This is a genomic window from Phyllobacterium ifriqiyense (assembly GCF_030817885.1).
Taxonomy (GTDB): Bacteria; Pseudomonadota; Alphaproteobacteria; order Rhizobiales; family Rhizobiaceae; genus Phyllobacterium; species Phyllobacterium ifriqiyense.
Genome location: NZ_JAUSZT010000001.1, coordinates 190,440 through 206,417, shown reverse-complemented (window position 1 = coordinate 206,417; position 15,978 = coordinate 190,440). Strand labels below are relative to the sequence as shown.

Annotated in this window: 13 protein-coding genes; 4 read left to right on the top strand and 9 right to left on the bottom strand. The window is 53.5% G+C overall.

The window, feature by feature from the left end:
• Nucleotides 1-9: 9 nt before the first annotated feature.
• Genes QFZ34_RS00905 through asnB form a run of 5 tightly spaced genes read right to left on the bottom strand, consistent with a single transcriptional unit; the run spans nucleotide 10 to nucleotide 5,867 of the window.
• A complete protein-coding gene (locus QFZ34_RS00905) occupies nucleotides 10-1,050 on the bottom strand; it encodes a glycosyl hydrolase (RefSeq protein WP_307275622.1) in 1,041 nt (346 codons plus the stop codon).
• Nucleotides 1,051-1,066: 16 nt separating this feature from the next.
• A complete protein-coding gene (gene nadE / locus QFZ34_RS00900; protein WP_307275619.1) occupies nucleotides 1,067-2,077 on the bottom strand; it encodes an NAD(+) synthase in 1,011 nt (336 codons plus the stop codon).
• 1 nt (nucleotide 2,078) lies between these two features.
• Complete coding sequence (locus tag QFZ34_RS00895) at nucleotides 2,079-3,614, bottom strand: class I adenylate-forming enzyme family protein (protein WP_307275616.1); 1,536 nt, start codon at nucleotides 3,612-3,614, stop codon at nucleotides 2,079-2,081.
• Between the two features lie 21 nt (nucleotides 3,615-3,635).
• Complete coding sequence (locus QFZ34_RS00890; protein WP_307275613.1) at nucleotides 3,636-3,905, bottom strand: acyl carrier protein; 270 nt, start codon at nucleotides 3,903-3,905, stop codon at nucleotides 3,636-3,638.
• Nucleotides 3,906-3,917: 12 nt separating this feature from the next.
• Complete coding sequence (gene asnB, locus QFZ34_RS00885; RefSeq protein ID WP_307275611.1) at nucleotides 3,918-5,867, bottom strand: asparagine synthase (glutamine-hydrolyzing); 1,950 nt, start codon at nucleotides 5,865-5,867, stop codon at nucleotides 3,918-3,920.
• Nucleotides 5,868-6,213: 346 nt separating this feature from the next.
• Here asnB and QFZ34_RS00880 point away from each other — a divergent pair, with 346 nt between their 5' ends.
• The 4 genes from QFZ34_RS00880 to QFZ34_RS00865 are packed head-to-tail and all read left to right on the top strand — an operon-like array spanning nucleotide 6,214 to nucleotide 11,189.
• On the top strand, nucleotides 6,214-7,584 hold the full coding sequence (locus tag QFZ34_RS00880; RefSeq protein WP_307275608.1) for a polysaccharide biosynthesis/export family protein: 1,371 nt from the start codon (nucleotides 6,214-6,216) through the stop codon (nucleotides 7,582-7,584).
• Between the two features lie 20 nt (nucleotides 7,585-7,604).
• Complete coding sequence (locus QFZ34_RS00875) at nucleotides 7,605-9,950, top strand: GumC family protein (RefSeq protein ID WP_307275606.1); 2,346 nt, start codon at nucleotides 7,605-7,607, stop codon at nucleotides 9,948-9,950.
• Nucleotides 9,947-10,867 (top strand): glycosyltransferase family 2 protein, encoded by a 921-nt coding sequence (locus QFZ34_RS00870; protein ID WP_115053356.1) that lies wholly within the window; start codon nucleotides 9,947-9,949, stop codon nucleotides 10,865-10,867. Before QFZ34_RS00875 ends, QFZ34_RS00870 begins: the two co-directional genes overlap by 4 nt.
• Nucleotides 10,848-11,189, top strand: a complete 342-nt coding sequence (locus QFZ34_RS00865; RefSeq protein ID WP_307275602.1) for a VanZ family protein — start codon at nucleotides 10,848-10,850, stop codon at nucleotides 11,187-11,189. Before QFZ34_RS00870 ends, QFZ34_RS00865 begins: the two co-directional genes overlap by 20 nt.
• A 2-nt stretch (nucleotides 11,190-11,191) precedes the next feature.
• On the opposite strand, the gene QFZ34_RS00860 is transcribed toward QFZ34_RS00865, so the two are convergent.
• From QFZ34_RS00860 to QFZ34_RS00845, 4 genes are read right to left on the bottom strand one after another with little or no spacing between them, the layout of a single operon-like run.
• Nucleotides 11,192-13,138 (bottom strand): 3-hydroxyacyl-CoA dehydrogenase NAD-binding domain-containing protein, encoded by a 1,947-nt coding sequence (locus QFZ34_RS00860; protein ID WP_307275599.1) that lies wholly within the window; start codon nucleotides 13,136-13,138, stop codon nucleotides 11,192-11,194.
• 2 nt (nucleotides 13,139-13,140) lie between these two features.
• On the bottom strand, nucleotides 13,141-13,572 hold the full coding sequence (locus QFZ34_RS00855) for a RidA family protein (protein ID WP_115053359.1): 432 nt from the start codon (nucleotides 13,570-13,572) through the stop codon (nucleotides 13,141-13,143).
• Between the two features lie 11 nt (nucleotides 13,573-13,583).
• Nucleotides 13,584-14,771 carry an acyl-CoA dehydrogenase gene (locus tag QFZ34_RS00850; protein ID WP_307275593.1) on the bottom strand — a complete coding sequence of 396 codons (1,188 nt, stop codon included), beginning with the start codon at nucleotides 14,769-14,771 and terminating at the stop codon, nucleotides 13,584-13,586.
• A 5-nt stretch (nucleotides 14,772-14,776) separates the two neighbouring features.
• Nucleotides 14,777-15,976, bottom strand: coding sequence for an acyl-CoA dehydrogenase family protein (locus QFZ34_RS00845; protein ID WP_307275591.1), 1,200 nt, complete (start codon nucleotides 15,974-15,976; stop codon nucleotides 14,777-14,779).
• Nucleotides 15,977-15,978: the final 2 nt, after the last annotated feature.

The window sequence follows — 15,978 nt, the reverse complement described above, 5'->3', positions numbered from 1 at the left end:
CCGCCACGGTCACTGGCTCTGGGTTCCTGTTAGTCGGTCCTGCCCGATAATATCTTGAACGACTTTAAAGGCGGCTTTCGGCTCTCCGGCGCGCCAGCCAATCTTTTCGTCGCCGTCCAGACGAACAAGGCCCATATAGGCTTCAAAATCCGGCGCCCAGTATGTTTCGTCCATCAATTCATAAACATGAGCCGCTTCAATCGGGTAGAGCTTGCGGAGGCGCTGGAGCATTTCCATCATCGTCTTCAAACCAGCGGCCTGGGCAGCCTCGCTTTCAATGCTGCCTTTGGGATGATTGAACTCTGTTACCCAGATAGGCTTCCCATATTCGGCCAATGCCTTGAATGCCCATTCCGGATCTTGACCATAAAGATGCCAGACCGAGATATCCCAGTTGATTCCGCTCTGCTTCATACGTTGAAAGGCGCCGATATGGCCCCAACCGGCGGTGCCCATGGCGGTACGATATTTTCCGCCAGCCTGCTTCATGCCAGCGTCAAGGCCATGCATGACGGCGGCGACTTTTTCCCAGCGTGGCCCGTAATAATCGAGCGGGTAGAGTCCTCCCGCAGGTCCCCAGTTGCAAGGATATTGCGTGCCGTCATCTCGCATTTCGCAAGGCTGGATGATTGCGAAATTTTCAAGTTCATTGCCCAGTTCCCATACTTTGATCTTTGCCCCCAGCATGGTCGCCGTTTCATAAGCAAGTGTTTTGGAGGTTGAATGGATTTCTTCAATTGTTGCTGCATTCAAATCTATCTTGGGAGTGAAGACGGGAAGGATCTCCACATTGTTCGCTTCAGCGAGATCAACCAAGGCTTTCAACTTTGGAAGCTGATCGATGCTTTGGACATCGACGCGATAGGAGCGCGCGCCCAAGGTCACAAGTGATGCCACCTGTTCCTCCAATGTAACGCCATGATAAGACGCAAGCGGATGACCGTTCACACCCCAGATGAAGGCTTGCTCATCTGCTCTTGTGACCAATGCCGTCCAGGCAAAAAATGCCGACACAACAACCACCATTGCGAGAAAAACTTTCTGCATCATGATGGTCCTTTCCGGGCTAGCCGCCTTGGAGTTCTGCTATGGGCATCACGAGTTGCGGTCCGAGGTGCAGATAGCGTGTCGCTTTGCGTTTTGCGCGAATATCACGCCAGACGCGAAGTACTTGATCCTCGCTCAGATGGGCGGATGCGGCGATTACCGCAGCGGGCAGTGATTCATTCAAACCGTAAAGGCACTGGTCCATCTGGTGATAAGGTAATGCAAAATAGAATTCTTCCTGGGTCTGCGCCAATTGGTAGGTATCCGTCGTTGGCGGCCGCGACGTGATCTCCTCCGGAACGCCGAGATAGGCTGCCAGCTGGTAAACCTGTGACTTGTAGAGATGGGCGATCGGCTTTAGATCAGCAGCACCATCGCCATTTTTAACAAAGAAACCTTGATCATATTCCAACAGGTTTGGCGTGCCGATGACGGCATAGTTCATGCGATCCGCATGGTAATATTCGATCTGTTTGCGGGTCCGCTGTTTCATATTGGTTGCCGCGACAATCCCAAGATAGACGGAGCTTGGCATGCGCAGCTTTTCGGTTGCGCCGTCCGGGCGCTGCAACACAAGTGAGGAAATATTATAGCCTTCATTCGCCAATGCATTGGCAATGACGATCTTCGACGCCCATCCGGGGCCAAATTCCGGCTCGATTTGCTTGATGAAAGCGTCGCGCCGTTCGTAGCAACCCATTGCTTCAAGCGATGGGCCGATATCCTCAACGATGCTAGCCAGACCAAATGTTTCCGCCACCAATCGGCCCAGCGTCAGACTTTCAGGATCGGAGTCATTTTCAGGCATGAAAATGCATAGGACATTTTGTGCGCCAACGGCTCTTGCGGCAAGCGCAGCGCATACACTGGAATCCACACCTCCTGACAGACCTAAAACAAATCCGCGGCGGCGCAACGTGTGGCGGAGCTGCTCGCGCATGGCGGCAACGATCCGCTCTGTCTCAGCCGCAGGATCAATGGTCAGCGATATGGGTGAAACAGCACTGATTTCAGGGTTTATATTGTTCATGTCAGCTCTCCTGAGGCTCGGCGGCCAATCTGCGGCTCACCTTGCCAGTGTCCGTTTTGGGAAGACTCGGACGAAACTCAACGGATTTCGGAACCATGAAATCTTCAAGGTTTTTTGCGCAAAAACGGATGATTTCGCGATCGGTCAGAGCCGGGTCGCTCAGGACGACGATTGCCCGTATGGCCTGTCCCAACACAGGGTCATCCACGCCAATAACAACGGCCTCGGCAATGCCGGGGCAAGAGTGCAGCACGGCTTCGACTTCCTTGGGAGCAACTTTTTCGCCCCGCGTCTTGATGATGTCGTCCTTACGGCCGACAAAGTAGAGATAGCCGTCGCGATCCTTCGAAAAGAGATCGCCAGTATAAAGCACTTTTTCCCACGGATTGGGGCCGGGCCGCAGCATGCGGGCGGTTGCTTCCGCATTTTCCCAGTAGCCTTGCATGACGTGAGGACCGCGAATGACAAGCTCGCCCACAACGCCCGGTTCAACGATAGTGCCGCTGTCGTCGACGATAAATGCTTCAGTGTTAGGAATTGCAATACCCACGGAGCCGGGTCGTTGGTCCAGCTGTTCCGGCGGAAGATAGGTACAGCGCTTGCATTCCGTGAGGCCATACATGGAGTACAGTCGTACGCCCGGGAAGAGTTCGCGCAAACGCGCAATATGCGCGGGCGGCAGGGCAGCGGCGGTGTTGGTGATATAGCGCAGATCCGGCAGAAATCCGGGCTCTATGTCCCGCATCTGCAGGATCAGCGCTGCCATGGTTGGCACCAATGGAAAGCCAGTTACATGTTCACGCCGCATGACATCAAAAATTGCCTGCGGAAAGCCAAAGGACGCTTCCAGCACGAGCGTGGCTCCACTGCGTATTGTCATGAACAGCTGATAAAGCCCGTAGTCGAAAGCGAGGGGCAATACATTGAGAATTATGTCATCTTCGCTGTTTTGCACATAGGTCGTGATCGAGGTGGCCGCCGCTTCGATATTGCGATGATTCATCATCACGCCCTTGGGACGTCCCGTCGATCCGGACGTATAGATCAGCATCGCCAGGTCGACATCAATGCCGCCATGAAGAATCGGATGCCGGGCCACCTGCAACATCTGCGTGAAGGAATGTGTTCCCGGTTGAGCGGCTTCTTCGCCGCGGCTGGCCACGATCAGCTCGCAGCCCGTATTTGATCCGATCGCTTCAACAGCAATGGGTGCCAGTTTTTCCTGTGCGATGACCATTCTGGCGCGGCAGTTTTCGATAATGTAAGCCAGCTTGTCCGCTTTTGTGGAGGCGTTAATCGGACTGAAAACAGCGCCAGCCTTCAGGATCGCGTAGATGGCAATCGTTGCTTCCCAGCAATTGCCCATAAATACCAGAACACGATCACCACGCATCACGCCCTGCGACCAGAGCGAAGCGGCGAGGCGATCCGACAGGTCGTCAAGCTCAGCATAACTCAGTCGCTTGTCGCCTGCGATGAGAACAGTCTTGTTGTCCAATCTTTTCGCCGTTTGACGAAGAATGTCCTCGATCCGCATGATTGGCTGTTCCTCGTTCGCTTAAGCAACCGACCGTTGAAGAATAGTCTTGCTTGCTACGTAGCTGGCTATGCTGGCGATTGAATCGAGGTTTGCCGGGACAATTTCCGAGTCATGCACACTGATCTGAAACGTGTCTTCCAGATATGTCACCAGTTCGAGGACACCGGTTGAATCGATAATATCGGTTTCAATGAGCGATGTTTTGTCATCAAGTGGATGGCTTGTGTCGCCGAAGAGATAATTTTCGACAATGAAGGCTCTGATCTGTGTTGCGAATCCCGATGTCATTTTTCTTCCCTTTTATTCCGCGGCGACAGCGTGCCGCTGTATTTGTGTTGTGAATATCTGGTGCCATAGCTGTGTTGAAAGGATTCCAACGAAGGCCGAGTTGTCGCGATATCCCACGGGATTATCGCGCGCGCATTTCCCAACCAGTTTTTCGACAGCTACCGGGTTAAACAGGCCCGTATCGGATATGGCTGCCGCACTCATGGAATCCCGAACGTAATCCGGCATTCCACCCGCCGTAAACGAACGGCTGTCAGGTGCGCGATAGGGCTGTTTCAGTCTTGCAGTGATCGTTTGCGGCACGAGGTCGCGAACGGCTCGTTTCAGAATGTGTTTTTCAGCAAGGCCCTTTAGCTTCATCCCAACTGGGATGCGTGAGGCAAACTCGACGAGGCGATGATCCAGAAATGGGAAGCGCCCCTCAAGGCCATGCGCCATGGCCATGCGATCACTCTGACAGTTCAGAATATATCCAGGCAATAGCAGCGATGTTTCCAGATACTGCGCTTGATGCAAGGGGTGCCAGCGCGTGAAATCTTTTGGAAGCCCGGAAACGAGATCGGCGGTTGCGTCATAGCCGTTCAGCGCGGTTTGCAGGTCCTGGGAGAAAAACATCTTCGTTGCCGCAGTACCCCTAAAACGTGGGCGATGCGAATATAAGGGATCACGGATATCGTCGGCACCGGCACCGAAAAATGCCGACAGATATTCTGGAGACTGCTGCTTCAGTCCACTGAGATAGGGGTATAGTTTTCGAAACAGTTGTGGGCGGATCCGCGACGTCGGCTGTGCGGCACAGAAGCGGCGCACTTTCGCTTCGCGAAACAGATCATATCCAGCAAAGACCTCATCAGCCCCTTCGCCGGTCAAGACGACTTTGTACCCTTCACTGCTGGCAAGACGCGATAGAAGATAGAGTGGCGCTGGAGCTGTACGAAGAACAGGCCGCTCCGTATGCGCAATCACCGAGGGGAAGATGTTTGCGATGTCGTTTGTACTACAGGTTAATGCGGAGTGATCGGTGCCAAGTGCTTCGACCATCTGCATCTGGAATGCAGTCTCGTCATGTTCCGCAGATTCAAAACCGATTGAGAATGTTCGCAGGCGGTCCGGCACAATTTTGGCTGCAATTGCTGACACGGCGGAGGAATCCAATCCGCCTGAAAGATAGGATCCCACAGGCACATCAGCCCTTAGACGAATGCGCGTGGCATCGGTCAGGAGATGCAGTAATTCTTCGGCAACGTGATCTTCAGACCGTGGGGAGGCCGCACTATTGCGATCGGGGTATTGCAGTTGCCAATATGGCGCTGTCTTGAATGTCTCACCCTCAAGCAGCAGGAAATGCGCCGGCTGCAATTCAAAGATGTTCCTGAAGATCGTACGAGGCGCAATGGGTGCCCACAGCGTGAATATCTGGTCCAAAGCATATATATCGACTTCAGCTTCGATACCGGGAACGGTTAAAAGTGATTTGGCTTCCGACGCAAAGAACATAGTGCCCTTGTGCCAAGTATAGAATAATGGCCGCACACCCATGCGATCCCGCGCAAGCATCATGCGGCGGCGCCTTTGGTCCCATATCGCAAAGGCAAAATCACCATTGAGTTTCTTGACGCAATCCGGGCCCAGCTCATCGTAAAGATGCAGGATGACTTCGGTGTCGCTTGATGTCTGGAAAACATGCCCCTGCGCAATCAAATCATCGCGCAACTCAACATAATTGAACACTTCGCCATTATAGCTGATGACGACATCACCACGGGCATTCTTCATAGGCTGCTGGCCGTCTTTCAGCCCGACGATGGAGAGCCTCATGTGCCCCAAGCCAGCATTCTGATCGACGTAGATGCCGTTTTCGTCAGGTCCGCGATGTGCAATTGCACCAATCATCGAGCTCAACACAGACTGACCGTCCTGAAGTGAGCCTTTTGAGGCGAAGTAGCCTGCAATTCCACACATAGTTGCCCCCAAACCACTGCAACTGCGGAGTATATTCCCCGCTTGGATACAGCTATTGAAGCCTATAATATGGCCCTCAGGGGTCAATAAATAATTGGATTTAAAGGGCAGGGCAATACTAGTTACGTGTGTATCTAGGAGGGTATATTATGTTTTCCTGTGACGGGAATATTGGTAATCATGTATAATTTACAGATATGCTTATCTATCCCGCAAGCATGACTTTAAATTGTGGAAAAGTACCGTGGATACACCGAATTTATTACAATAAATCCATGATTGATTAATTGCCACCTACCCGCAGCTCCACGATAATAGTGCAAAATAATAAATTGTGGGATAGCAAATGGGCGTGAAATTTCCGTGGGCAATCAAGAGGTTTGTGCGCACAATAGCAGCAACGGCCATGGCGTTTTCATGTCTCGCTTTGCCCTTTTCCGCTTACGCCAATGGCGATTACAAGCTCGCTCCCTACACCCGGTTAAGATTGACTGTTCTTGAGTGGATTGCCTCGCGCGGAGAATATAGAGAGTGGACCGCGCTGAACGGCGAGTATGTTGTGTCAGATAGTGGAACTGTGCTTCTTCCACTCATTGGCACAATGGAGATAGCAGCCCTTGATGCCTCATCGGCGGCGACCGAAATTTCAAAGCGCATCCAGAAGGCGACCGGCTTGGTTACCATGCCGAATGTCGCCGTGCAGGTCGTGGAGTATCCTGCAATTTTCCTCGTTGGAAATGTTGAGCGGCCTGGTGAATACAGGTTCAGGCCCGGCCTTACAGTCTTGCAGGCCGTTGCCTTGGCTGGCGGCAGATATCGCCCGCGAGAAGAAGCAAGGACAGTTGAACAGATTCAATATCTTGGAGAGCTGCAATCTGTCCACGGCGAAATGGTGCGGACGCTTGCTCGTGTGGCGCGCCTGAAGGCAGAGGTTGCCGGGACAACGGAGATTCAATTTCCGAGCGATCTTTCTGAGTTGGCCGACGGCACGAGCATTCAATCCATCACTGCTGAAGAGCGGGCAATCTTCGATACGCAGTCGAATGGTTTAAAGCGCCAGCTTGCAAACCTTGATGAACTGCGTGCGCTTTTCGCTTCCGAAATCGAGGTTTTGCAGGAAAAAGTGGCTGGCCAGGAAAAACAGATCAAGCTGATGGATGCGGAGCTTGAGACGGTCAAGCCGCTGGTGGAGCGCGGCATCGCCACAACATCCCGCCAATCAGATTTACAGCGGATTATCACAACCTTGCAGGCTGATCGGCTTGATCAGGTTACCGCCATCATGCGTGCCCGGCAAAATATCAGCCAGGCGAGCCGCGATGCCCAAAATTTGGTTAATCTCCGTCAAACCACCGCTACGACAGAGCTTCAAACAGCGCAGGCTGCGCTGGATCAGCTCAAGATAAGGCAGGACACAGCTGAAAGGCTGCTCGTTGCTGCGGGATCAATTTTGTCGGGCAAGGCAAAGCCCGGAGAAAAACAGGAGCCTGATCTCGTATTCACCATCACCAGGGCAACGACCGCGGAGCCAATCGAGATTGCAGCAAACGAGGATACCGTCCTGGTGCCTGGCGATGTTGTGCGGGCGGCACTCAACGTGCGGTTTTCCAAGAAGACAGCCGGTAACAACCCAGAAATGCCTCCTGAACCGGGCACGCCTGCGTCGCTACCCGTTCCGCTCAACGCCGCTGCCGCGCAAGTCAAAACGACCCAATAAGAACATTGTGGATAATAAAGATGGTCAGACATAAACATCACTCGACACGGACTGATGAACTTCATGCCGATGCCCATTTGATCGGTATGGCCGATATTGTCGGTTTCTTGCGGCGCAACTGGCGCTTTGTTGGCGCTTCCATTCTTGGATCAGTACTAATTGCCGTGGCCTATCTCCTGGTAGCGGAGCCGATTTTCACGGCCACGGCCCGAATAGTCATTGATCCCGAACAGGCCAGAATTGCCTCGCAGGATGCGGTTTCGGGGACGATCGTGATCGAAACCGGTGAGGTTGAAAGCCAGGTTGAAATCATCCGCTCTGAAGCCATCGCCAAAAGCGTCATCGAGCAGCTTTCGCTCACGGAGGATCCCGAGCTTCAAGGCGGCGATAGCCTCTTGTCCAGCCTTGCTTTCTGGCGTTCGGACAAAGGCAAGGTGGCTGAACCTGAATTGATCATGCGCAAGACAGTTGCCGGCTTTCTGGAGCGATTGCGCGTCTGGCGTGTCGGGCAATCCTATGTGCTCGACGTTGCATATAATTCCACGGACCCGGCCAAGGCTGCAACGGTGGCAAATGCCACGGCGTTGGCCTACATCAAAGCGGGTCTTGATGCAAAATCATCGGCGGCAAAAAGCGGCGCCGGTTGGCTGGAAAGCAGACTTGCGGAGATTAGCGGGCAAGCGAATGCATCCGCTCGTGCCGTGGAGGATTTCCGTAACCAGAACCAGATATCGCAAGCTGGTGCAACTTCGCTGGATGAACAGCAACTCACCGAGGCGAATATCCAGCTTTCCAGAGCAAAAGCTGATACTTCGGCGGAGAAGGCAAAGCTTGCGATGATCAACAAGTTTCTCCAATCGGAGACTTATGTCGACGGATATGTTGACGAAGCACTTCGCAATCCGCAGATAACAGCGCTTCGTGAACGGCTGAATACGGCTTCCACCCAGCTTGATGAGTTGAAGGGGCGCTATGGCGAAAATGGAGCGGCGGTGCAAGCTGCCCAGCAGGAGATCGCACGCCTGAAGGGTGAAGTACGCCAGGAAATCGTTCGTATCGGGCAGGTTTATAAATCGAATGTCGAAGCGGCCGAGCGTCGCGAGCAATATGTCAATGACCAGCTGCAAGCGACGATTCAATCCGGTCTCAGCAAGGGCATGGCCCGCGTTCAGCTGGGCGAGCTTGAAAGCCGCGCAAATACCTATCGGCAAATGTATCAAAGTTTGATGCAGCAATTAATCAGTGCCTTGCAGCAGGAATCTTTCCCTGTAGGAGATTCCCGTCTGGTCTCCGCTGCTGCGATCCCGCTCGGCAAGACCTGGCCCAAGGGGTCGCTGGTACTCGCGCTTGCGAGCGTGCTTGGCGGACTGGCGGGGCTTGCCTATTCTGCCGTTCGAGAGGTTAGTGATCGTCGCATCAAAACAGAGAGCCGTTTGCGACGCGAACTTGGGTTGAACAGCCTTGGCACATTGCCATTTGTTTCGGCCAGAGCGATTTCAAAGGGCAATCCGCAAGAGCAGTATCAATTGCTGAATTTCGTACTGGATCATCCCAATCACCTCTTTTCAGACGCTGTTCGCAATACCAAGGCCTCGCTGGATCTGATAATGCGTCGGCAAGGTGCAAAAGTCGTGGGTATTACATCGGCGCTGCCGGGCGAGGGCAAGACAACAGTCGCCAGCAATTTGGCACAGCTTTATGCAGCGACGGGTTCAAGAACGATGCTGATCGATACCTGTGCCGCCAACCCGACGCTTACCCGGCTGTTCACGACAATGACCAAGCCCCATCAGGCTATCTCAACCGATGTTGTAGAAAACCACAGGAAAATTGAAGCAACCGAGGGCTCAAGCCGCCGCGACGCACGAACTATTCGGAAGGTCGATGAAATTCGGGCGGAGGAACCCTATGCTTCCGTATCCGTAATAACGCCGCCAGCTCTCATGAGCGTAGACGAGATAACCCATAGTTCGAGCCAGGCATATCGCTATCTCAATCTTCAGGCTCTGGAGAGCCACCTCGACAGATTGCGCGATCAGCACGATATCATCATCCTCGATCTGCCGGATTTGACGACAAGTGCAGATGCTCGAATAGTCAGTGTGATTGTCGACTGCGTTATTCTCACCGTGGGTGACCGGCAGAATGTAACGCTCGATGTCCTTGGCGCGGCGATTGCAAATTGCAGTGGCATCAACTCGGATGCGGTCGGCGTTGTTTTCAATACACCTCTACATCCCCGCACAGCCGCGCCGCTCGCTTTCCCGCCATCAAGCCTTCGGGCAGGAAGTTACGGCCGCTCACTTCAAAGGCGTTTCTCCAAATTTGCAGGTTCATTGGCAAGTTTCCGGTGGAGCAGGTTATGACGCGCGAACCAAAACAACGGCTCAAGATTGCAGTCGGCATACCGTCAACCGGCAGACCGAGAATATTGGCCGCCACGGTTCCCTTGATTGAGCAACAGAACCGGCTACCCGATCAGATTGTTATCTGCACACTCAAGCCAAGCGATACTCCGGAAAATCTGGAGGCAGGGATGAGCGTTCCGCTGCTATCGCTGCAATCGACTTCCGGGCTGGCCAAGCAACGCAACGATATCATTCGAGCATTGCCGGATTTCGATATATTATTGTTTCTCGACGACGATTTTCTGATGGCTCCGAACTATATAGCCGAGGTCGAAAAGCTGTTCCTCGAACATGATGATATCGTCATATCAACGGGTAATGTTCTTGTAGATGGCATAGGAACAGCCGGAATACAGGTGAAAGAAGGTGCAAGTCTGTTGCAGGCCCTTCTGGATGATCCGTCTTCGCGCCCCGATCTGTTGAAGGATGTCTATAACGGGTATGGCTGCAATATGACTTTGCGACTTGACGTGATGAGACGCAACGATATCTGGTTTGATGAAAACCTTCCACTTTACTGCTGGCTTGAGGATGTTGATCTGAGCCGGTCGCTTGCCAAACATGGCCGTATCGTCAAATCAAACAAGCAGCGCGGTATTCATCTTGGCGTGAAGAGTGGTCGGACCTCCGGGATAAAGCTCGGCTATTCCCAGATTGCCAATCCATATTATCTGGCCAGGAAAGGCACCATGGCTTTCTCCAAGGCTATCGCCATGGCATCCAAGAATTTGATTGCCAATATTTTTGGAAGCATTTCGCCGGAAGCGTGGATAGACCGGAAAGGACGATTAAAGGGAAATGGATTGGCTCTCTTCGATCTTCTCCGCGGAAGGATTTCGCCGTCGGGCGTATTGGATGTTGAAAAGGCTGATTGATTACCCGGCGTCGCATCATGCCCTTGCCTGGGTGCTATTGCTATTAATCATGGTGATGACAGTGGGGCCGATTACATTGCGTCCTGCAACCTGGATCGGGCCAAATGTCGAGCGGTTTTCCGCATTTCTGCTGCTTGGCATCACATTCAGCCTGACCTATCCGAAACGGCTGATTTTTGTGGCGATTATTATAATAGTGTCATGCGGACTCTTTGAATATGCGCAGCATTTCATGCAGAACAGACATGCGGATTTTGCGAATTTTTTGGTAAAAATTGCTGGCGCCGCAATGGGTATGGCTGGCGTAAAACTGCTTCGTTAAAGTCAGTGTCTGCCGGATTGAAACATGGGCCCGCCGCGCCATGCGGGATAGCCATAGCCATTGATGAGCACCAGATCGATGTCGGAAGCGCGCATGGCTATGCCTTCATTCATCAGCTTGTCACCCTCGGCAACAAGCCCGGCAATGATGTTCGTCATGATTTCATCCTGCCCGAACGAGCGACGGGTAATTCCCTTTTCATCCGAGATGGTTGCGATCAGGTCTGCAACGGCAGGGTCCACCGATTTTTTGCCGCCATCATACGCATAGTAGCCTTTGCCCGCCTTTTGGCCGAAGCGCCCTGCTTCACACAAACGATCAGCAATGGTGACATACCGTGCTGCAGGGTCGCGCTTGCCCGCATCACGCTTGCGGCGAGCCCAGGAAATGTCCAGCCCCGCCAGATCGGTAACCGCGTAAGGACCCATCGGAAAACCATATGCCTCGACGGCCGCATCAATTTCATGGGGCAATGCGCCATCTTCAAGCATGATGTCGCATTGATGCCGATAGGCCGTAAACAAACGATTGCCGATAAATCCTTCACAGACGCCGCTGACAATACCAAGCTTGCCCAGACGCTTTGTGACGGCCAATCCCGCAGCCAGAACATCTGGCGCGATGTCTTTTGTTCGTACGACCTCAACAAGCCGCATGATGTTCGCTGGTGAGAAGAAATGCAGCCCAATGAAACGGCTGGGGTTCATGATCACAGAAGCAATGGCATCCGGATTCAGATAGCTCGTATTGGTTGCCAGAATGGCATCTGCCCGCACAATGGAAGAGAGCGATGCAAAGAGTTCCTGTTTCACATCCAGATCATCAAAGACTGCTTCAAGAACAAGATCGCATTGGGAAAAAGCAGCGCGATCAATATGAAAGCCAATACGGGAAAGCCGTTGTTCCTTGAGAGCAATATCAATCCGACCGGACTTCACCATGCGATCGTAAATGGCTTCGATCCGCTTGCGGCCCAAATCCATAGACGGCTCATCACGTTCTACGATTGTGATATCATACCCAGCATCAGCAAAGGCGACGGCGATGCCAGCGCCCATGAGTCCGGCACCGGCAATGCCTACATTCTGTACAAAGCGAGGACTTATTCCCTCAAGATCAGCGACTTTAGCCGCGAGACGTTCTGCAGCAAAAACATAACGAAGCGCAATTGCCTGTTCGGAATTGACCAGTTCGAGGAACTTTCCCCGCTCACGTTTCAAGCCTTGCTCGATTGGCAAACTGGCCGCAGAAAATGCGCTCCGCGCAGCTGCGCCCGGCGATATTTGCCCGCGTGCCTTGCCTTCTATCGCGGTGATCTGCACGTCTACTGCCAGTCCATCGAATTCTCGCACAGGTAATGTCCCGGTTCGACGCGGCTCACGACCAGCAAGTATTTGTGCAAATGCAATTGCATCCTGGATCAGATCATTATCGGAGATGCGGTCAATCATTCCAAGATCAAGGGCCTGCGCTGCTGAAACCCGCTTACCGCTTGCAACCATATCGATTGCCTCTGGCATGCCAATCAACCGGGGTAGCCTCTGCGTTCCACCGGCGCCCGGGATAATTCCGAGCTTTACTTCCGGCAAACCAAGTTGGGTCTGTAGAGCCGCAATACGGCCGTGCGCTGCAAGCGCGATCTCCAAACCACCGCCCAAGACTGTTCCATGGAGCGCGGCAATAACAGGCTTTGCGGAATCTTCTATCAACTGCACCAGATCATTGAGGAAGGGCGCGCGCGGAGGCGTGCCGAACTCTTTCACGTCTGCACCCGCAACAAAGGTTTTGCCTTTGCATGCTATAATGATGGCTTGGATCGCCACATCCGCATTTGCTTCGGCCAGAGCAATAGCCAAACCCTCACGCACCGCATGGGACGTTGCATTCACCGGCGGATTATCGATCCAGATCAGACCGATATTGTCTTGGCGATTCCAGCTGACAGCCATGTTCAGTCCGGCACAACAGCGGTTGCCTGAATTTCGACAAGCGCTTCATCTTCGATCAGGCCCGACACTTGAACGACCGCCATTGCCGGGAAGTGCCGGCCCATGGTGGCTTTGTAGGCCGCGCCGATTTCCTTCAATGCTGCCGAATATTGCTTCCGGTCCAAAACATACCAGGTCATGGTGGTGACATGCTCGGGGCCAGCGCCGCCCTCACGCAATATGGCGAGGATATTCTCGAGAGTCTGCCGCACCTGACCTGGCAGGTCCTTTGCTTCAAATTTACATTGAGCGTTCCAGCCGATCTGTCCGCCGACAAAGACTGTTCGCCCGCGTGCTTCCATTCCATTGGAGTAGCCGATTGGTCGCGCCCAACCCTCTGGCTGCAAAACACGATTTGGGGTGCTCACGCTGATCTGTTCAACAGTTTTGGTCATGCTGCTTCCGGTCAATTGGAGAATGCCGCAATGCCGGTAATGGCGCGGCCAAGAATAAGGGCGTGGATATCATGCGTGCCTTCATAGGTATTGACGACCTCAAGATTGACGAGGTGGCGCGCTACCGGGAACTCATCGGAAATGCCATTGCCTCCCAGCATGTCGCGGGCATTGCGGGCAATTTCCAAGGCCTTCCCGCAGGAATTGCGTTTCAGGATTGATGTAAGCTCAACAGGGGGCGAGCCCTCATCCTTCATGCGACCAAGACGCAGGCATCCTTGCAATCCAAGCGCAATTTCAGTTGCCATATCAGCGAGTTTCTTTTGGATCAGCTGATTTGCTGCGAGTGGGCGACCAAACTGTTTGCGGTCAATTACGTAACTGCGCGCAGTCTCGTAGCAGGACTCCGCAGCACCCAGTGCACCCCATGCAATTCCAAACCGCGCTGAGTTCAGGCAGGTGAACGGTCCTTTAAGTCCTGTCACATGCGGGAGCATGTTTTCCTCCGGCACAAACACATCGTCCATCACGATCTGGCCGGTGATGGAAGCACGCAGGCCAACCTTGCCGTGAATGGCAGGCGCGGAAAGCCCTTTCCAACCCTTTTCAAGAATGAAGCCGCGGATCAACCCATCTTCCGTTTTTGCCCAGACCACAAACACATCGGCAATTGGTGAATTGGAAATCCAGGTTTTGGAACCATTCAACAGATAGCCGCCATCCACCTTACGAGCACGACTTGCCATGGAGCCGGGATCAGAACCGTGGTCCGGTTCGGTTAGTCCGAAGCAGCCGATTTTTGTGCCTGCAATCAGACCCGGAAGATATTTCTGCTTCTGATCCTCGCTGCCGAAAGTATGAATCGGAACGATGACCAGTGAAGATTGCACGCTCATCATGGAGCGATAGCCGCTATCGATCCGTTCAATTTCCCGTGCGATCAAGCCATAGGAAACATAGTTTAGCCCCGCCCCGCCATACTCCTCCGGCACTGTCGGTCCAAGCAGTCCAAGCGCGCCCATTTCAGCGAATATGGACGGATCAGTCTTTTCATGGCGGAAGGCTTCCTGCACGCGGGGCAGCAATTTGTCTTCACCGTAGGCCCGTGCGGTATCACGCACCATCCGCTCTTCCTCGCTCAATTGTGCGTCGAGATTAAACGGGTCCTGCCAGTCGTAATATGCTTTTGATCCATGCATGGGAATTATCCTGCCTTCTTGCCAGCGCTCTTCATCAGCTCGCGGCCGATGATGAGTTTTTGAACTTCGGTTGCGCCCTCATAGATACGTAGGGCACGAATCTCGCGGTAAAGACGCTCGGTAATTTCGCCAACCCTTACCCCGCGCCCGCCAAAGAGTTGCAGCGCCTGATCGATGACCCATTGGGCATTTTCAGTGGCCGTCAGCTTTGCCATTGCGGCTTCGCTTGTTGTTGGGAGTTTCTGTACGTCCCGCCGCCATGCGGTACGGAATGTCAGCAGCGCGGCAGCGTCGATCGCCGTTGCCATTTCACCCAGTGTGCTTTGTGCTGTAGGCAGATCAGACAGGGTTGCACCAAACATCTTGCGGCTTCTGGCATGTGCTACGGCCTCATCAAGTGCCCGCCGGGCAAAGCCTATGGCGGCGGCAGCCACAGATGGGCGGAAAATATCAAGTGTTCGCATTGCGATCTTGAAGCCTTCGCCTGCCATTCCTAAAAGCTGGGAAGCCGGTATGCGGCAATTGTCGAAGCGAATGCGGGCCAGCGGATGGGGTGCAATGGTTTCAATGCGTTCGACAATGGAAAAACCGGGGGTATCAGCATAGACAATAAAGGCCGAAATACCGCGTGTCCCCGGCGCTTCACCGGTACGGGCGAAAACCGTATAGATATCGGCAATCCCGCCATTGGAAATCCAGATTTTTTCGCCATCCAGAATGAAATCTTCGCCATCGCGGCGGGCGGAACAACTGAGCGCTGCAACATCTGAACCGGCATCCGGCTCTGATAATGCAAATGCTGATATCAATTCGCCTCGCGCAATCTTGGGCAGGATCTGCTGCTTCAGCTCCTGAGAACCGGCAAGGCTTATCGCGCCAGTGCCAAGCCCTTGCATGGCAAAGGCGAAATCCGCTAGGCCATCCTGATAGGCTAGTGTTTCCCGAATGATGCAGAGCGAGCGACTATCGATCTCTTGCGAAACGCCGCCAAAATCCTTTGGCACGCAATGGCGCAATATCCCGGCTGCGCCTAGCTGACCGACCAGTTTTTTGCATGCGGAGTCGGCATCTGCATGATCGATTTCGCCCAACCCGCCGCCGGAGATGAAGCTATCGAGTTCGCTTGCCAGTGTGCGTGCATCCTCGCCGAAAAACGGCCATTGCAAATGTTCGCGGGTCAGCATTCCTGCGGGTTTGGCAACCATCC